Raw genomic sequence first — 16,822 nt, 5'->3', positions numbered from 1 at the left:
TATTTACCAATCACCTTTTCTCAATTGCTGTTTAGTGTCTTGTCTATCTCTGCGATGTTGAGCACGAGGTTTTTCCGTTTCGTGCATACCACCTTTGTGTAGTAAAGGGGATAGAGCTACTTGATTACGGACTTTGATCTTTGGCATTTCTTTAATTTTCATGCTTTAACCTTTAATACATAAAACTTGTTTAAGAGTGTGAATAACTTCAATGAGGTCAATCTGATTTGCTATGACTTCATCAATATCTTTATAAGCACTTGGGATTTCATCTACTACTCCGCTGTCTTTACGGCACTCAATACCTTGAGTTTGTTCAATAAGATCCTGCTGATTAAAAAGAATTTTTGCTTTGCTTCTGCTCATCTTGCGGCCAGCTCCATGGGAACAAGAACAAAATGATTCAGGATTTGCTTTGCCTTTAACAATATAAGATCGTGCTCCCATTGAACCAGGAATAATACCTAGTTCATCTAAGCCTGCTCTAATTGCACCTTTTCGGGTAATCAATAAGTTTTCGCCAAAATGTGTTTCACGGCTTACATAATTATGATGACAATTAATCCCTTCTTTTGTCATTTGAAAAGAAGGGAGAATAGGGCGGATCGCTTCTAAAATTAATCGCATCATCTCTTTGCGGTTTTCAAAAGCATATTCTTGTGCCCACTCTACAGCTTCTACATAATCATCAAAACTTTTTGAGCCTTCAGCAAAATAACTTAAGTCTTTATCAGGAACATGGCCAAAGCGATGCTGAGCTTCTTTTTTGGCTAACTCAATAAAGTAAGTACCAATAACATTACCAAGCCCTCTGCTACCTGAATGTAGCATTACCCATACGTCTTGATTCTCATCAATACATAACTCTATAAAGTGATTACCACCACCCAAAGTCCCAAGTTGCTTTTGCCATGTTGCATCAAATTGTCGAAGCATTCGGACAAGACCAGGATGCTTTTTGATAATTGGTTCTAAGCGTTTTTCAAGTGGAATAATGCTAGAAGCTTTCGCTTTGACTTGTTTATGCAAAGCAAAGCCAACAGGGACTTTACGTTCAATTGCATCACGCAAACGACTTAAGTTATCAGGTAATTGTGAAGCCTTTAAACTCAAGCGAATTGCATTCATCCCACATCCAATGTCAACTCCTACAGCAGCAGGAATAATGGCGTGTTTAGTAGGAATAACACTACCTACAGTAGCACCTTTGCCCACATGCACATCAGGCATAACTGCAATGTGAGAATAGATAAATTGCAGCTGAGCCATTTTCTTGAGTTGTTCTATACTTTCACTATCTATATCTTGAGTGAAAATTTTAACAGGGACACCATAGAGTGCCTCTTCGTTTAATATTTTTTGTATGCCCATAATTTTTCTCTTATTTTTGTCCGAGTAGGCATAAAAAAACCTAGCGAATGCTAGGTTCTAAGTTTAAGCATTCGGACAAGTGGTGTGAATTTGTACACTTGTCCGTGAGCTGACATCGTGCCAAATTATTTAATCTGTTTTACCTTGTACTAATGGCATGATGTCCTCCTTATTTAAAAGCGCCGTTGAAAATCTGAACGGCATTTTACGCTTTTTAAATCAAAGATCAAGCTTTTGATCTTTGATTTACTTTAATGACGAGTTTTAATCTTGCTCAGGTTTGACGTTCATTTGATCGTAAGAAATCAATTTGGTTTTATTTTTCCACTTATAACCTAACCAAATGATCAAGAACAATGGCAAGCTAATATAAGTTGAAAGTAAGCCTAACCAATCGATTTTTCCACCTAAAATGGCTTGATAGTTCTGCCCTAAGATGATGATTGAACAGAGAATAAATGCAAACCAAGGTGCAAATGGGAAAAATTTGGCACGATATGCTAAATCTTCTAATTTATAGCCTTGAGCAATATATCCTTTACGGAAACGATAGTGTGAAATCGCAATTCCTAACCAAACAATAAAACCACACATACCAGACATATTGAGTAGCCAGTTAAATACTTGCTTTTCTCCAATAAAAGTCGTCAAGAAGCAAAAAGCGGCAATAAATGTGGTGGCATAGAGTGCATTCATCGGAACGCCACGACCATCGAGTTTTGCAAACCACTTTGGTGCACGGCCTTCTTGAGCCATTTTAAACAACATGCGAGTTGAAGAATACATGCCTGAATTACCTGCTGATAAAATAGCGGTAAGAATGACAGCATTCATTAACCCCGCAGCGAAAGCAAAGCCTACTCTTTCATAAAGCAATGTAAACGGAGAAAGTGCGATATCTTCAGTGGCAGCTGCTTGCAATAAATTTGGATCATCATAGGCAATCAGAGTGCCGATAATGAAAATACATAGGATATAGAATAATAAGATTCGCCAGAAAATCTGTTTGATTGCAAGTGGAATTGTCTTCTTTGGATCTTTTGATTCGCCAGCAGCAACCCCAACCATTTCCGTGCCTTGGAAAGAGAATCCTGCAATCATTGCTACACCAATCATGGCTTGTAAACCGCCTACAAAAGGTGCCTCTTTGTAAGTCCAGTTCCCAAAAGTTGCCACACCAGGGGTTAGCATAATCTTAATGATCATGGCTAAGCCAATAATAATAAATGCAACAATCGCAATCACTTTTACCATTGAGAACCAGAATTCGCTTTCACCAAATCCCTTTACTGTCATTGCGTTAATCATAAAAATAACGGCAAGGAATAGAGCACTCCAATAGAACCCCGGAATATCAGGGAACCAGAACTTCATAATAAACTGGACTGCAACAAGTTCGAATGCAACTGTAATTGCCCAGTTATACCAATAGTTCCAGCCTAGAGCGAAACCAAAGCCTTCTTCGACATAACGACTGCCATAAGTAAAAAAGGCGCCAGATGTTGGTGTATGAGTTGCAAGCTCGCCTAAGCTGGTCATTAAGAAGTAAATCATAATACCAATCAGAGAGTACGCGAGTAGCGCTCCACCGGGACCAGCATTTGCAATTGTTGATCCAGAAGCAAGGAAGAGGCCTGTACCAATGGAACCACCAATGGCGATCATATTCAGATGACGAGCCCCAAGCTTACGCTGGAGTTTTTCAGGAGCATGTGTTTCGCTCATGGAGATTCCTTACATAGTTTGTTATGCACAGGCATATAACACCTTAAAGCCTTGAAGATCAGTTTTAATCTGGCACTGACCAAAGTGCTTCTCAATTAAGATCGGATAGTTTAAAAAACGGTTTGCTACAATCCATAGCTCACCTGATGCCTTTAAATGTTTTTTAGCGTTTTGGCAGAGTCCTTCACTTGCATCGTAGTTGGTATGAATACCTTGATGGAAAGGGGGATTACTGACAATGGCATCGAGTTCTGTTGGAGCGTCTGCAATACCTATGACAGGCTGCAATCTCAACTGGTTTGACCCTATTCCATTTCGACTAAAAGTCATTTCCGTTGACCGTAAAGCGAAAGCATCAATATCTAGGGCATGAATAATATTACTTGAATTTATTTTTGCCAAATAGCAACTGATAATTCCAGCACCACACCCGAAGTCGGCAATTCTACCTGATTTCACCTGATTAAGATAAGGGAGTAAAACAGCTGTTCCGACATCTAGATGATTTTGGCTAAATACACCGGGAAGGGCACAAATCGTAAGCTCTTGTTCATTAACATGAACAGTGTAAGTTTTAAGCCAACTTTCGAGAGGTTTAATTTGTTCTGTTTTTTCAATTTTTAAGTGCCATAGCTGACAGTGACGTGCACTATCAAGTTTAAGTACTTTGCCGAAGCTTTGTAATTGTTTGGCAGCGCGTTCAACACCACCTTTTTTCTCACCTACTAAAAAAACAGACTGAGCAGTTTTAAGATTGCTCATTACGACATGCAGTATGTAATTTAACAGTTCTTTAGATTTGGGAACAAAAATGACGGCTTGATCGAATTCTTGTAATGGAAACTCAACTGAGAAATGCGCATTTGTTCCACTATTTATAAAGCTCTGGTAGTCGGCATAGTTCCATGTCCAGACTGACGCATCAACCTCAGTAGGTAATTGACTGACTAAGGCATCATTCGGTGCATTAATGAACAAGATTCTACCTTTTAAATAGTCCTGTTGTCTTAATATCACTTCACTTCTAGGATCCATGTACATCTCTCATGAAGAAGAATGCCCAGTGGAAACTGGGCAGTAATCAAAATTAAAAAAATAGTTATTTGTGTGTTTCAGGAAGTACAACATTTAAAATTAATGCTGCTATACCACCTGTCGCTACGCCAGAGCTAAAAATATTTTTAAATAATTCTGGTAGGTGTTCCAAAATTTGAGGAACTTGAGCAACACCTAAACCTAATGCAAGTGAAATTGCGATAATTAAAAGTGCTCGGCGATCTAAATGAATCGATGAGAGGATGTTAATACCTGATGCCGCCACGGCACCGAACATGACCATCACTGCACCACCTAAAACCGCTTGAGGAACTGCTTGTATTACACCGGCTACTGCTGGAAATAAACCTAATAAAATAAGTAAAGCAGCAATCCAGATACCCACATAACGACTAGCTACACCAGTGAGTTGAATTACACCATTATTTTGAGCAAAAACAGAACTAGGGAAAGTGTTAAATAAGCCTGCGAGTAAAGAGTTCGCGCCATTCACTAAAACGCCACCTTTAATACGCTTCATCCATTCAGGGCCATTAACGGGTTGGTTTGAAAGTTTACTGGTCGCAGTCACGTCACCAATCGCTTCTAAAGATGTGACTAAATAAATAAAAGCCATTGGAATGAATAAGCCCCAAGAAAAGCTTAAACCAAAATGCATCGGCGTTGGAATCTGTACAAGAGGCGCATCTTTAATACCTGAGAAATCTAGGTAACCCATAAATCCTGCAAGAATGTAACCAATCACTAAAGCAATTAAAATTGCTGAGCTTTTAATCCACACCACTCGGATACGGTTTAGCACAATAATAATAGCAAGTACGGTACATGACATAATAAGGTTGTCTGCACTTGCAAAAGTATGGTCTTGCATCGCTTGGTAGCCACCACCCATACTAATCAAGCCTTCCTTAATAAGCGTTAAGCCAATTAATAAAACAACAATTCCAGTCACCAAAGGAGTAATTAGTCTTTTTACCCATGGAAGAATTTGCGAAACACCCATTTCAATAAAGGAACCAGCAATTACTACACCAAAAATTGCAGCCATAACTTGGTTTACAGGCGTTCCTGCGGCAACCATTGCACTACCAATACCAATAATTGGACCAATAAAGTTAAAGCTTGTGCCTTGTACAATCAGAAGACCAGCACCAAATGGACCAACTTTTTTACATTGTAGGAACGTAGCAATACCTGAAATCACCAAAGACATCGATAAAATCATGTTGGTTTCAGTGCGTGATACACCTAAAGCTAAACAAATTAAAAGCCCAGGTGTAACAATTGGTACAATAATCGCAAGCAAATGCTGGAAAGCTGCTAAAAAAGCGATCAGGGGTTTTGGTCGATCATCTAAGCCATAAACAAGGTCAAGATGGTCTTGAGAGTGTTGATTGGACATGGGTGTAGGTCCGCCGCAATTTTGCAAATTGGCGCTATTCTAATCGAGATACCTATCTTTACAAAACGAAATACAGGCTATTGGAAAATTTTTTTGTCAATGTCAATAAACTGTCACTACTCAAGAGTAGTGTTTTTCTGTATAATTTGCCCTCAAATTTCAGGCGTTTCGAATTTTCATGTCAGATATCAAAAATCTCCGTAATATCGCAATTATTGCGCACGTCGACCACGGGAAAACCACACTTGTCGATAAACTACTTCAGCAATCTGGTGCTCTCGGTGAACGAGCAGGCGAGATTGAGCGTGTCATGGACTCAAATGCGCTTGAAAGTGAACGTGGTATTACCATTCTTGCAAAGAACACTTCTATTACTTGGTTAGATAAACGTACTGATACAACTTACCGTATCAACATCGTGGATACCCCGGGACACGCCGACTTCGGTGGTGAAGTAGAACGTGTTATGTCGATGGTTGACTGCGTATTACTTTTAGTTGACTCTCAAGAAGGTCCAATGCCACAAACTCGCTTTGTGACACAAAAAGCCTTTGCTCGTGGTTTAAAACCAATTGTTATTATCAACAAAGTTGACAAACCAAGTGCACGTCCAGATTGGGTTATTGATCAAGTATTTGATTTATTTGATAACCTTGGCGCAACTGATGAGCAATTAGATTTCCCAATCGTTTATGCATCAGGTTTACGTGGTGTAGCGGGTCCTGCTCCAGAAGAACTTGCAGAAGACATGACTCCGTTGTTTGAAACGATTGTAGACATCGTTGAACCACCAGCAGTTGATGTTGATGGTCCATTCCAAATGCAGATTTCATCACTTGACTATAACAGCTTCGTAGGTGTTATCGGTGTTGGTCGTATTCAACGTGGTTCAGTAAAATTAAATACTCCTGTTACTGTAATTGACAAAGAAGGCAATACACGTAACGGTCGTATCTTAAAAATCATGGGTTACCATGGTTTAGAGCGTATCGATGTTGAATCAGCATCTGCTGGTGATATCGTATGTATTACTGGTATCGACGCACTTAATATTTCTGACACAATTTGTGATCCGAAAAATGTTGAAGCATTACCAGCTTTATCTGTAGATGAACCTACAGTATCTATGACTTTCCAAGTAAACAACTCTCCGTTTGCTGGTAAAGAAGGTAAGTTCGTAACTTCACGTAATATCCGTGAACGTCTTGATCGCGAATTAATTCATAACGTAGCTTTACGTGTTGAAGACACTGATAGCCCAGACCGTTTCAAAGTATCTGGTCGTGGTGAACTTCATCTTTCAGTTTTAATTGAAAACATGCGTCGTGAAGGTTTCGAAATGGGCGTATCTCGTCCACAAGTAATCATCAAAGAAATTGATGGTGAAAGACAAGAGCCTTACGAAAACGTAACTTTTGACGTTGAAGAACAGCATCAAGGTGCTGTAATGGAACAAATGGGTCACCGTAAAGGCGAGATGACCAATATGGAAGTTGACGGTAAAGGCCGTATCCGTATTGAAGCAACTGTACCTTCACGTGGTTTGATTGGTTTCCGTTCTGAATTCTTGACCATGACTTCTGGTACAGGGATCATGACTTCAAGCTTCTCGCATTATGGTCCTGTTAAACAAGGTACTGTTGCGAAACGTCAAAACGGTGTATTGATCTCTATGGTTCAAGGTACTTGCTTGGGCTATGCATTGTTCAGTTTACAAGACCGTGGTCGTTTGTTCGCTAAACCACAGTTAGAAGTTTACGAAGGTATGATCGTGGGTATTAACTCTCGTTCAGACGATATGGTTGTAAACCCGACTAAAGCGAAACAATTAACTAACGTTCGTGCATCTGGTACAGATGATGCTTTAACTTTAGTACCTGCAATTGAATATACGCTTGAACAAGCGCTTGAATTCATTGAAGATGACGAGTTAGTAGAAGTAACACCTAAATCAATCCGTATCCGTAAGCGTTACTTGACTGAAAACGAACGTAAACGTAATCGTGATAAATAATTTTTCTTAAATGAAAAAGAAAAAACCGCTAAATTAATTTAGCGGTTTTTTTAATCGTTATATTTGAAATTAAAGTAAGCTTAAAATCATATTTTTCTTGTAAACGAATATGTTGTTAAAGTGTGAAATAGCTTTCTTTTTTTGATAAAAATATTAAATTATCAATATCATGGCGAGAACTATCTAATTCGATAAGATGCCAATGAAAAAGAAAAATATGACGTGTTTCTGCCCCCCGACATCTGGAGATGTTTAGATGAGTATTATTCAAGAATTTAAAGAATTTGCCGTTAAAGGCAATATGATGGATTTAGCCATTGGTGTGATTATTGGTGGTGCTTTTGGCAAAATCGTGGACTCTTTAGTAAAAGATATTATCATGCCACTTATCACTGTAATTACTGGTGGTGGTGTTGATTTTTCACAAAAATTCATTGTATTAGGTGCAAACCCTAATAACTTGCAATCTTTAGATGCTTTGCAAAAAGCAGGTATTAATGTTTTAACTTATGGTAATTTCCTCACCATTTTAATTAACTTTATTATTCTGGCGTGGGTTGTGTTCTTAATGGTGAAATTATTAAATAAACTTCGCCGTGATAAAGAAGAGCCAGAGGCTCCAGCTGCAACTCCAGAAGACATTCAATTGTTGCGTGAAATTCGTGATGAGCTAAAAAAGCAAGCTTAATAAGATTTGAAATAAAAAACGGTGCCTTGAGTACCGTTTTTTATTACTTAGTATTTTATGTTGTACTAAAACTATTGGTAACATTGCCAGTAGAGAGAATTTCAACTCAGCATATTGTAAAAGGTATATAAATTAATGAATCAGCTTTTTGTGTATGGTACTTTATGTCCGAATAAAGCAAATGCTCATATTCTCGAACAAATTGGCGGTAGTTGGACCAAAGCCAGTGTAAGAGGTGTGATTCATATTTTAGATTGGGGACCAGACAAAGGGTTAAAAGCGTTAGAGTTAGATTCGGGAGCAGATTGGGTAGAGGGCTATTTGTTTAGCACAGAAAAACTTGCTGAAAACTGGCAGATGCTTGATGACTTTGAAGGTTTTCAATACCAGCGTGTCATCGCAAATATAAAATTAGAATCAGGCGATTATGTTAAAGCCTGGACATATCAGCTGAATGCACAGGTTTCTGAAAAACCATAGTTAAAATTATGGAATCAACGTAAGCTGCCCATTCTAAATTTAACTTCTAAAAGATGATAGCCAAACTGGCTTTTGATTGGGCCTTGTAACACACGTTCAGCAGCTGTAAAAACAACTTTGTCGATGACGGGCACCAATTGCCCTTTTTTGACTTCACCAAGTTCTCCACCGCGCTTTGCCGAATTACAAGTAGAGTATTGCTTGGCAAGTTTGGCAAAGTCAGCGCCACTTTGTAGCTTCTTTTTTAGCTGCTCAGCTAAGTCTTTATCTTTGACTAAAATATGTCGGACAATTGCTGTTTGCATGTTGTCTTCCTCCAAAAAATTAACGCTTTCTCAGCTTTTTAAGCGGTTGGCACTGTGGGCAAAATACGCTGGCACGCTGACCAAGTTTTAAGTTTTCTAATGTGGTTTCACAGTTAACACACATTTCGCCAGCACGACCATACGCGAGCAAGGTTTGTTGAAAATAACCATTTTCTCCCATGGCATTGCTGTAGTCTCGTAATGTCGAGCCACCTAAATCAATTGCCGACTTTAAAATGCGCTTAATCTCGACAACAAGTTTCTCAATTTGTTGCATGCTTAAGTCACCAGCAGGCTGTGCAGGGTGAATACCAACATTAAACAAACTTTCAGTTGCATAAATATTGCCTACACCGACGACTACATGATTATCCATGACTGCAATTTTTATGCCGACAGATTTATTCTTGAGTTTTGAAGCTAAATATTCTGCATGAAAGTCGGTACTTAGAGGCTCAGGCCCTAAAGTATCTATGAGTTTGCCTTGAGACTCGTGGTTAAGCCAAAGAATGCAACCAAAACGGCGAGGGTCATGGTAACGTAATTGCTGATCTTCAAATTGAATAATTAGGTGGTCATGCTTTCTCAGTTCATCATTTGGCTCGGTCAGACGAAAGCTTCCTGACATACCTAAATGCCAAAGCATTTGATCTTGTTCAAACTCTGCCAAAATATATTTTGAACGTCGATTTAACCCAATGAGACGTTGCCCAACAAGTTTCTGAACATCATCTGGTATAGGCCAGCGTAAGCTAGGATTGCGTACTTCAACACTTAGAACTTTTTGATTCAATAAGGGAAATAAACTGGTTTTAGTGGTTTCGACTTCGGGTAACTCAGGCATGCCAACTCGCAGAATTAACAGATATACTGGATTAATCAAGTATAACGTGTGGTATGTAATATTTCAGAGATTACTATGTCAGATATTTTACCATTAAGCTGGTTTCAAAGAGAAACCTCAGAAGTGGCTTATGATTTAATCGGCTGCGTATTGTGTAAACGACAACCTGATGGCCAAGTGATCCGCTGTACAATTAGTGAAACTGAAGCTTATTTGGGTGTTCGTGATAAAGCCTGCCATAGTTACAATGATAAACGTACAGCTCGAACAGAGGTAATGTATGGCCATGGTGGTACGATTTACGTCTACTTAATTTATGGCATGTATGAAATGCTTAATCTTATTACTCAAACAGAGGGTGTACCTGAAGGAGTGATGATTCGTTCTGCGTTTTTAAATAATGCTTCAACCAAAAAAGACTATAAGCTTTTAGCTGGGCCCGGCAAATTGACACGCTATTTAGGTATTGATCGATCTTTAAAAGGACAAATCTTGGGAGAGGAATCTGGATTATGGATTGAGGCGGCATCAACGCAACCAGAAGTAGTGCTAACGCCACGTATTGGAATTGATTATGCCGAAGAAGCAAAACATTGGCCTGAACGATATTGTTGGAAAGATCATCCATCTTTGAGTCGATAATTTTAATCTGGAAATCAGTTCTTAGATATCGATGAAGAGTGTTCCAGATTTACAACAATGCAGATCGAATTCAATATCCAGACAAGACACTGCTTTTTGTTATCATAACTACAATATAAATAAAGGAAATAAGCATGTCCTTATTACGCTTAGACCGACTTCATTACTGTATTTTGATGAGTATGGGCTGTATTTCTAGCCCACTTGTTTGGGCAGAAGATTTAACACAAGACGTAACTGTATTGCCAACATTACATGTGGAAGCAACCCGTACCGATACAACCTATTTGCAGACACCGGCTTCGGTTTTTCGAATAGATGCACCTCAAGTTGATACTTCTTCACAAGTAAATTTAACTGAAGTTGTGAAGGGTGTACCGAGTTTACAGATTCGTAATCGTGAAAATTATGCACAAGATTTACAGCTCTCTATGCGTGGTTTTGGTGCACGTTCTACTTTTGGTGTCCGTGGTATTCGCCTTTATGTAGACGGTATTCCTGCAACAATGCCGGATGGACAAGGCCAAACCTCTAATATTGATTTAAGTAGTCTGGACCATGTCGAAGTTCTAACAGGACCTTTTTCTTCACTTTATGGAAACTCATCGGGTGGGACAATTTTAACTTCTACTAAAGAAGGGCAAGGCAAAGATTCAATTGAGCTGAGCTATTCGGGAGGCAGTCACGATAAAAGCCGAGCTGGACTGGTACTACAAGGTGGAGCAAAGGGCGCGAATGAACCAAGTTATGTTATTAGTTCATCATACTTCGATACTGATGGTTACCGAGAACATAGTGGTGCAGAAAAAGTATTAAATAATGCAAAACTCAGTTGGAATCTTGATGATGGCAGTAAAATCAACTGGGTAACCAACTATGTAAAAATTCATGCCGATGACCCTCAAGGTCTAACTAGAGATTTATGGCAACAAAATCCAAAACAAATTGATCCCGATATTCGTGATAAAAACTTTAATGTCCGTAAAGATATTGAGCAAACTCAAATAGGTGTGACATGGTCTAAGCCTGTTAATGATAAAAATGAACTCTATGCCATGGCATATTTGGGTAATCGTCAAGTTACTCAATATCAATCTATTCCTAGATGCGCATTTAAGAAAGATACACAAATATGTATCCCTAAGAGTGCACAGTTAAATCCCAACCATGCTGGTGGCGTGATTAATTTTGAACGTAATTATTATGGCGCTGACTTCCGTTGGACGGGCAAAGAATTACTTCCAAACACCACTGTAAGTGTTGGTGTTGCATTAGATGCAATGGATGAAGATCGTAAAGGTTTTGAAAACTTTAATTTAGTAAACGGACAACCTTCTTATGGCGTCAAAGGTAATTTACGCCGTGATGAAGATAATACTTTGTGGAATATTGACCCTTATTTACAAGCTTCATGGCAGTTCTTACCAACATGGCGTTTAGACACAGGTGTACGCTATAGCAATGTCCATTACAAATCTAAAGATAACTATTTAAGTAATGGCGACGATAGTGGCAAGACCGATTACAGTAAAGTTTTACCTTCTGCTGCTTTAAGCTGGCAAATTTTACCTGAACTCATGGCTTATGTGAGTTATGCAAAAGGTTTTGAAACGCCAACTTTTACTGAAATGGCATATCGTCGAGATGGAGAAAGTGGCTTTAATTTTGATTTGACCGCATCTACAAGCGATACCTATGAAACAGGCTTAAAATCACAAAATCATTTAGGTGATTTCACTTTGGCGGTTTTCCAAACTAAAACCAAAGATGACATCGTTTCTGCCGGCAACTCAAATGGCCGATCAACGTTTCGTAATGCAGATAAAACCTTACGTGAAGGCGTAGAGTTTGCATGGAATAAAAAGTTGTGGCGAGATTTAACAGCGACTGCTAGCTATACATATTTAGATGCAACTTTTGATGCTGATATTCCAGCTTATGGAAGTATTGCTCAAATTCCATCGGGTAATGCCATTCCAGGAATTGCTAAAAACCAAGCTTATGCCTCTTTAGCTTGGCAGCCATCGCACGGTCTATATGGCGGTGTAGATGTACAGTATATGGATAAAGTATACGTGAATGATACCAACAGTGACGCAGCGCCAAGCTACAGTGTAACCTCAGCTCATGTTGGTTATGCATGGGTAATGGGCGACTGGAAAGTGAATAGCTTTGCCCGTGTTGATAACCTATTTGATAAAAACTATGCAGGTTCAGTGATCGTAAATGATGGTAATGGACGTTACTTTGAACCAGCAGATGGACGTAACTGGAGTGCAGGTTTACGTGTAATTAAGCAATTCTAGGAATTAAAAATGGCAAAATTATTTGAAACGGTTAACTTTAGTTCACTACAACTGGTCAATAGAATTGTAATTGCTCCGATGTGCCAATATTCGGCAACAGATGATGGTGAAATTACCTATTGGCATGAACAGCAATGGGCGAATTATGCATTGTCTGGCGCTGGGCTTTGTATTGTAGAAGCGACTGCTGTACAACCTGAAGGTCGGATTAGCTATGCTGACCTTGGGCTTTGGAATGATCAACAACGTGACAAAATTAAAACGTTGTTAGCTAAGGTTCATACACTTTCACCGATGCCATTTGGAATTCAGTTAGCACATGCAGGACGTAAAGCATCTACTGAAAAGCCGTGGTTAGGTAAAGGTCAGATTGCAAAAGATCAGCCACATGGTTGGCAAACAGTTGCTCCAAGTACAAGTACTTTTTCGGTTCATGATGCAGCGCCACATGCTTTAACCATTGCCGAGATTAAACAAATTCAACAAGACTTTGCAGCTGCGGCCAAACGTGCAGTTGAAGCGGGCTTTGAGTTAATTGAGGTACATGCTGCTCATGGTTACTTGCTACACCAATTCTTATCGCCAATTGCCAATCAACGTACTGATGAATATGGTGGCTCTTTAGAAAACCGTATGCGTATGACGCTAGAGGTTCTTCAGGCAATTAAACTTGCTGTTCCCGAAGGTTATCCGGTAGGGGTACGTTTATCTGCAACAGACTGGATGGATGGCAATGAGCAGTGGGATATTGAGTCTACGGTTGGTTTATCAAAAGCCTTAGAGCAGTTAGGCGCGGCCTATATTCATGTCTCTAGTGGCGGTTTACATGAGCATCAAAATATTACTATTGGAGCAGGTTACCAAGTTCCTTTCGCGGAACAGGTTAAAAAACATGTAGCTATTCCTGTGATTGCTGTAGGTCTTATTACTGACCCACAACAAGCTGAACAAATTTTAGAAAACCAGCAAGCTGATGCCATTGGTCTTGCTCGTGCAATGCTATATGACCCAAGATGGCCTTGGCATGCAGCAGCAGCTTTAGGGGCAGAAGTTAAAATTGCACCTCAGTATTTACGTTGCCAACCTCATGGATTAAAACAGCTTTTTAACTCTTTTTAATTGTATTGGGCAAAGTCATCTTTGCCCATTTTTCTTTCGCTAAGTGAGGACGGTCAGTGGTTTTTCAGGTTATTTTACCTATCTTGATACTGCTATTGATGGGCTATGTTTGTGTTCTCATCAAATTGGTAACACCTGAACAAATCAGGGCGCTTAGCGCATTCGTAATTAAAATTTCCTTACCGGCTTTTTTAATTCACTCATTGGCAAATAAAAACTTACAAGATATTTGGCATCCAGCTTATTTTCTTGCTTATGGTGGCGGGTCTTTAATTTTATTTTTCTTGGCTTTCATTCTCTATCGAAAATATTTTAAAAATAGCTTAACCCATAGCGCCGTTATTTCAATGGGGGCATCTATGTCCAATACTGGATTTATGGGAACAGCTATTCTGACCATGTTGATAGGTAATCATGCTGCGATCTATATTTCTTTAACACTCATCATTGAAAATTTATTGATTGTGGCGCTGATGCTCATTTTGGCCGAAGCTGGTTTACATCAACAGCAAAATCTTTTACCGCTTTTAAAACAAACATTTTTAAACTTACTCAAGAATCCTGTCATTATCGCTATTTTGGTTGGGATGGGATGCATTCTTTTAGATGTTAATCTTCCTGCGACGCTTGATCAGTCTCTAGAGTTACTTGGACGTACAGCTTCGCCTTTGGCTTTGTTTGCAATTGGCGGAAGTTTAGTAGGTATTGGAATCACAACGGTAAATATAGAAAGTATTTTGTTAGCGACCTTTAAAGTTGTGCTAATGCCATCTGTTATTTTTGCACTTTTTTTAATAACTCCAAATGTAAGCCGTGAGATGCTTTACGCAGGAACATTAATCGCTGCTTTACCAATGCCGATTGCTTTCGGAATTTTTGGACAGGCTTATGGCTTAAATGAAAAAGCCTTAACCCCGCTTATGATTAGTACAATTGTTGGTTTTATTGGGGTGAGTTGGCTTATTGCTTTGTGGTGGTAAATTAAAAAGCCCCTCGCGGGGCTTAAGGCATTCACTATTTTTTCGGTGCTGGCTGTGCGGGAGCATTTGCAGCCTGTTTGCTCTTTTCTGCAATAATCTTATCAACCGAGGCTAAAGACTCTTTAGCGTTAGGCACATTTTGATTGGCGAGTTCAGTAAAGATCTTTTTAGCTTGCGGTAGATTTTGCGGAATGATATTGCCATTCGCCATCATGGTGGCTAAAGCCATAGACGCAGGCGCATAGCCTTTTTGAGCAATTGACTGTAAAGCTTCGATACCTTGGCGTTTCATTAAAGGATTTTTATTTTCAACGCCTTGGCTAATGTCATAGAGTGCTTTGACCTGAATAGCAGGGTAGTTACCTTTTCGAATTAAAGGCGCTAATTTTTGAAGGGCAATTTGATGTGACTGTGGTTTTTTTTGAGCAAATAAAATGGTCGCAATTTTCACAGTTGCATCATCAGAGCCTTGAGCTGATGCCTTTTGAATATATTGACTGAATTTGTTGCTATCTTTGGCAACGCCCAATTCACCAGTCTCATAAATTTGTGCAAGGGTGTAACTCGCTTGGGCGTAACCTTTATTTGAAGAATCCTCATAATATTTTAGGGCTTTAGAAGAGTCTTTTGCTGTACCTTGGCCCATTTGAGTCATATAGCCTAAGTTATAGATAGCTTGGGCATTACCTGTTTGGGCTAGACGTTGCATTTCTTGAAATGCGGCAGAGTAATTTTTTGCTGCGTAGAGTTGCTCAGCTTGTTTAAAAACATCGGTTTTAGCAGCAGTCGCTGTGTTATCAGCTGCAAAAATTGATGCACTTAAAAGAGTGATTAGGCTTGCGATTAGTAATTTCTTCATTTCTTTTTAACCTTTTACTTCGTAGCTACATCAATCCATTGATGCATGAAAGAGTTTCAATTTCTCATCATAAATATTGATTGCTGAAAGTAAACAGCCGATTTGTATATAAAGCACTGCACTTTGGGCAAATTGTGGAGAAAAAATACCCACTCACATTCATATAACGGAGTGGGTAATATTGTTATTTTGCAGTCTGGAGTAATGCTTCAATTTGTTTGGCATCACTTGGTACACCAGAGAGTCTTTGGCCATCTTGCAAGAACAGGGTAGGTGTTCCATCAATATTTAATTTTTGACCTAAAGCAATATTTTTCTGAATTGGGCTTGAGCAAGTTTTGCTATTAGTCGGTAATTTGCGATTAAGCATATAGTTTGTCCAAGCTTCTGCCGGATTCTTTGAACACCAGATTTGATTTGAAACTTTTTCAGCATTTGGATGCAAACTAGTAAGAGGATAAAGGAACACATATACGGTTACGTTATCAACCCCAACCATATTTTGTTCTAGGCGCTGGCAATATGGGCAATCTGGGTCACTAAAGACATAGAGCGTACGTTCGCCTTTACCTTTCACATATTTAATCGCCTGATTTAATGGCAAACTTTTAACGTCAATCTTACCTAATTCGGCAATACGTTCTTCTGTCATATTTTTTTGTTGTTTGATGTCGACTAAATTACCAACAAAAAAGTACTTCGCATCTTGATTAGTATAAACAATGCGGCCGCTTGTATACACTTCATAAATACCTTGCACAGGCGATTGATAAACACCTTTTACAGGCAAATCGGGATAATTCGTCTTAAGATTTTGTTCAAGTGTTTTAACATCAGCATGAGCAGAACCGAAAATAGCCAGACTCAACATGAGTGTAGCAAGTTTAGTTTTCATCTTTTTTCTCTTTAATTTCAACAGGGCTAATGATGGCATATAAAGCTTAAAAAATTGACGTTCTAATCTAATGAAATCATTAGTGTTTTGTATCTATAAAAAAGCCCACTAACTTAGCAGTGGGCAGTTCGAGCTA

Annotated in this window: 16 protein-coding genes; 7 read left to right on the top strand and 9 right to left on the bottom strand. The window is 39.0% G+C overall.

The window, feature by feature from the left end; all coding sequences use genetic code 11:
* Nucleotides 1-3: 3 nt before the first annotated feature.
* From HJG58_RS06475 to HJG58_RS06455, 5 genes are all read right to left on the bottom strand, one after another.
* Nucleotides 4-162 (bottom strand): hypothetical protein, encoded by a 159-nt coding sequence (locus tag HJG58_RS06475; protein ID WP_016143433.1) that lies wholly within the window; start codon nt 160-162, stop codon nt 4-6.
* A gap of 3 nt (nt 163-165) precedes the next feature.
* Nucleotides 166-1,371 (bottom strand): RtcB family protein, encoded by a 1,206-nt coding sequence (locus HJG58_RS06470; RefSeq protein ID WP_170248310.1) that lies wholly within the window; start codon nt 1,369-1,371, stop codon nt 166-168.
* Nucleotides 1,372-1,635: 264 nt separating this feature from the next.
* A complete protein-coding gene (locus tag HJG58_RS06465; RefSeq protein WP_086265197.1) occupies nt 1,636-3,096 on the bottom strand; it encodes an amino acid permease in 1,461 nt (486 codons plus the stop codon).
* Between the two features lie 21 nt (nt 3,097-3,117).
* Nucleotides 3,118-4,131 (bottom strand): methyltransferase, encoded by a 1,014-nt coding sequence (locus HJG58_RS06460; protein ID WP_170248309.1) that lies wholly within the window; start codon nt 4,129-4,131, stop codon nt 3,118-3,120.
* A gap of 64 nt (nt 4,132-4,195) precedes the next feature.
* Nucleotides 4,196-5,554, bottom strand: coding sequence for a uracil-xanthine permease family protein (locus tag HJG58_RS06455; protein WP_002116159.1), 1,359 nt, complete (start codon nt 5,552-5,554; stop codon nt 4,196-4,198).
* 178 nt (nt 5,555-5,732) lie between these two features.
* Between HJG58_RS06455 and typA the strand changes: the two genes are divergently transcribed.
* The 3 genes from typA (at nt 5,733) to HJG58_RS06440 (ending at nt 8,736) form a co-directional block, all read left to right on the top strand.
* Complete coding sequence (gene typA / locus HJG58_RS06450) at nt 5,733-7,568, top strand: translational GTPase TypA (protein WP_002116501.1); 1,836 nt, start codon at nt 5,733-5,735, stop codon at nt 7,566-7,568.
* Nucleotides 7,569-7,824: 256 nt separating this feature from the next.
* A complete protein-coding gene (gene mscL, locus HJG58_RS06445) occupies nt 7,825-8,256 on the top strand; it encodes a large conductance mechanosensitive channel protein MscL (protein WP_170248308.1) in 432 nt (143 codons plus the stop codon).
* Between the two features lie 135 nt (nt 8,257-8,391).
* Nucleotides 8,392-8,736: a gamma-glutamylcyclotransferase family protein gene (locus HJG58_RS06440; protein ID WP_170248307.1), complete on the top strand. Its 345-nt coding sequence runs from the start codon at nt 8,392-8,394 to the stop codon at nt 8,734-8,736.
* Between the two features lie 14 nt (nt 8,737-8,750).
* Here HJG58_RS06440 and HJG58_RS06435 read toward each other — a convergent pair whose 3' ends face one another.
* Nucleotides 8,751-9,041: a peptidylprolyl isomerase gene (locus tag HJG58_RS06435; protein ID WP_002051379.1), complete on the bottom strand. Its 291-nt coding sequence runs from the start codon at nt 9,039-9,041 to the stop codon at nt 8,751-8,753.
* Between the two features lie 19 nt (nt 9,042-9,060).
* On the bottom strand, nt 9,061-9,885 hold the full coding sequence (gene mutM / locus HJG58_RS06430; protein ID WP_170248306.1) for a bifunctional DNA-formamidopyrimidine glycosylase/DNA-(apurinic or apyrimidinic site) lyase: 825 nt from the start codon (nt 9,883-9,885) through the stop codon (nt 9,061-9,063).
* A 75-nt stretch (nt 9,886-9,960) separates the two neighbouring features.
* Here mutM and HJG58_RS06425 point away from each other — a divergent pair, with 75 nt between their 5' ends.
* The 4 genes from HJG58_RS06425 to HJG58_RS06410 all read left to right on the top strand — a co-directional run bounded on the left by HJG58_RS06425 (nt 9,961) and on the right by HJG58_RS06410 (nt 14,932).
* Complete coding sequence (locus HJG58_RS06425; RefSeq protein ID WP_170248305.1) at nt 9,961-10,527, top strand: DNA-3-methyladenine glycosylase; 567 nt, start codon at nt 9,961-9,963, stop codon at nt 10,525-10,527.
* 134 nt (nt 10,528-10,661) lie between these two features.
* Complete coding sequence (locus HJG58_RS06420; RefSeq protein WP_216076526.1) at nt 10,662-12,833, top strand: TonB-dependent receptor family protein; 2,172 nt, start codon at nt 10,662-10,664, stop codon at nt 12,831-12,833.
* Nucleotides 12,834-12,842: 9 nt separating this feature from the next.
* A complete protein-coding gene (locus HJG58_RS06415) occupies nt 12,843-13,952 on the top strand; it encodes an NADH:flavin oxidoreductase/NADH oxidase (protein WP_170248304.1) in 1,110 nt (369 codons plus the stop codon).
* 56 nt (nt 13,953-14,008) lie between these two features.
* The gene (locus tag HJG58_RS06410; protein ID WP_068557363.1) at nt 14,009-14,932 is read left to right on the top strand and encodes an AEC family transporter; all 924 of its coding nucleotides are present in this window, start codon (nt 14,009-14,011) and stop codon (nt 14,930-14,932) included.
* A gap of 34 nt (nt 14,933-14,966) precedes the next feature.
* On the opposite strand, the gene HJG58_RS06405 is transcribed toward HJG58_RS06410, so the two are convergent.
* Together HJG58_RS06405 and HJG58_RS06400 are read right to left on the bottom strand one after the other, a co-directional pair.
* Nucleotides 14,967-15,791, bottom strand: a complete 825-nt coding sequence (locus HJG58_RS06405; RefSeq protein WP_170248303.1) for a tetratricopeptide repeat protein — start codon at nt 15,789-15,791, stop codon at nt 14,967-14,969.
* A 184-nt stretch (nt 15,792-15,975) separates the two neighbouring features.
* On the bottom strand, nt 15,976-16,686 hold the full coding sequence (locus HJG58_RS06400; RefSeq protein ID WP_170248302.1) for a DsbC family protein: 711 nt from the start codon (nt 16,684-16,686) through the stop codon (nt 15,976-15,978).
* Nucleotides 16,687-16,822: the final 136 nt, after the last annotated feature.

Source organism: Acinetobacter geminorum (assembly GCF_013009345.1).
GTDB classification, from domain to species: Bacteria; Pseudomonadota; Gammaproteobacteria; order Pseudomonadales; family Moraxellaceae; genus Acinetobacter; species Acinetobacter geminorum.
The sequence above is the reverse complement of the archived record's forward strand: the minus strand, read 5'-3'. Positions and strand labels throughout refer to the sequence as shown.

What these genes read in the sequence shown, in the direction of transcription:
- HJG58_RS06475 (WP_016143433.1), bottom strand. Translation starts at nt 162, where the DNA reads ATGAAAATTAAAGAAATGCCAAAGATCAAAGTCCGTAATCAAGTAGCT.
- HJG58_RS06470 (WP_170248310.1), bottom strand. Translation starts at nt 1,371, where the DNA reads ATGGGCATACAAAAAATATTAAACGAAGAGGCACTCTATGGTGTCCCT.
- HJG58_RS06465 (WP_086265197.1), bottom strand. Translation starts at nt 3,096, where the DNA reads ATGAGCGAAACACATGCTCCTGAAAAACTCCAGCGTAAGCTTGGGGCT.
- HJG58_RS06460 (WP_170248309.1), bottom strand. Translation starts at nt 4,131, where the DNA reads ATGGATCCTAGAAGTGAAGTGATATTAAGACAACAGGACTATTTAAAA.
- HJG58_RS06455 (WP_002116159.1), bottom strand. Translation starts at nt 5,554, where the DNA reads ATGTCCAATCAACACTCTCAAGACCATCTTGACCTTGTTTATGGCTTA.
- typA (WP_002116501.1), top strand. Translation starts at nt 5,733, where the DNA reads ATGTCAGATATCAAAAATCTCCGTAATATCGCAATTATTGCGCACGTC.
- mscL (WP_170248308.1), top strand. Translation starts at nt 7,825, where the DNA reads ATGAGTATTATTCAAGAATTTAAAGAATTTGCCGTTAAAGGCAATATG.
- HJG58_RS06440 (WP_170248307.1), top strand. Translation starts at nt 8,392, where the DNA reads ATGAATCAGCTTTTTGTGTATGGTACTTTATGTCCGAATAAAGCAAAT.
- HJG58_RS06435 (WP_002051379.1), bottom strand. Translation starts at nt 9,041, where the DNA reads ATGCAAACAGCAATTGTCCGACATATTTTAGTCAAAGATAAAGACTTA.
- mutM (WP_170248306.1), bottom strand. Translation starts at nt 9,885, where the DNA reads ATGCCTGAGTTACCCGAAGTCGAAACCACTAAAACCAGTTTATTTCCC.
- HJG58_RS06425 (WP_170248305.1), top strand. Translation starts at nt 9,961, where the DNA reads ATGTCAGATATTTTACCATTAAGCTGGTTTCAAAGAGAAACCTCAGAA.
- HJG58_RS06420 (WP_216076526.1), top strand. Translation starts at nt 10,662, where the DNA reads ATGTCCTTATTACGCTTAGACCGACTTCATTACTGTATTTTGATGAGT.
- HJG58_RS06415 (WP_170248304.1), top strand. Translation starts at nt 12,843, where the DNA reads ATGGCAAAATTATTTGAAACGGTTAACTTTAGTTCACTACAACTGGTC.
- HJG58_RS06405 (WP_170248303.1), bottom strand. Translation starts at nt 15,791, where the DNA reads ATGAAGAAATTACTAATCGCAAGCCTAATCACTCTTTTAAGTGCATCA.
- HJG58_RS06400 (WP_170248302.1), bottom strand. Translation starts at nt 16,686, where the DNA reads ATGAAAACTAAACTTGCTACACTCATGTTGAGTCTGGCTATTTTCGGT.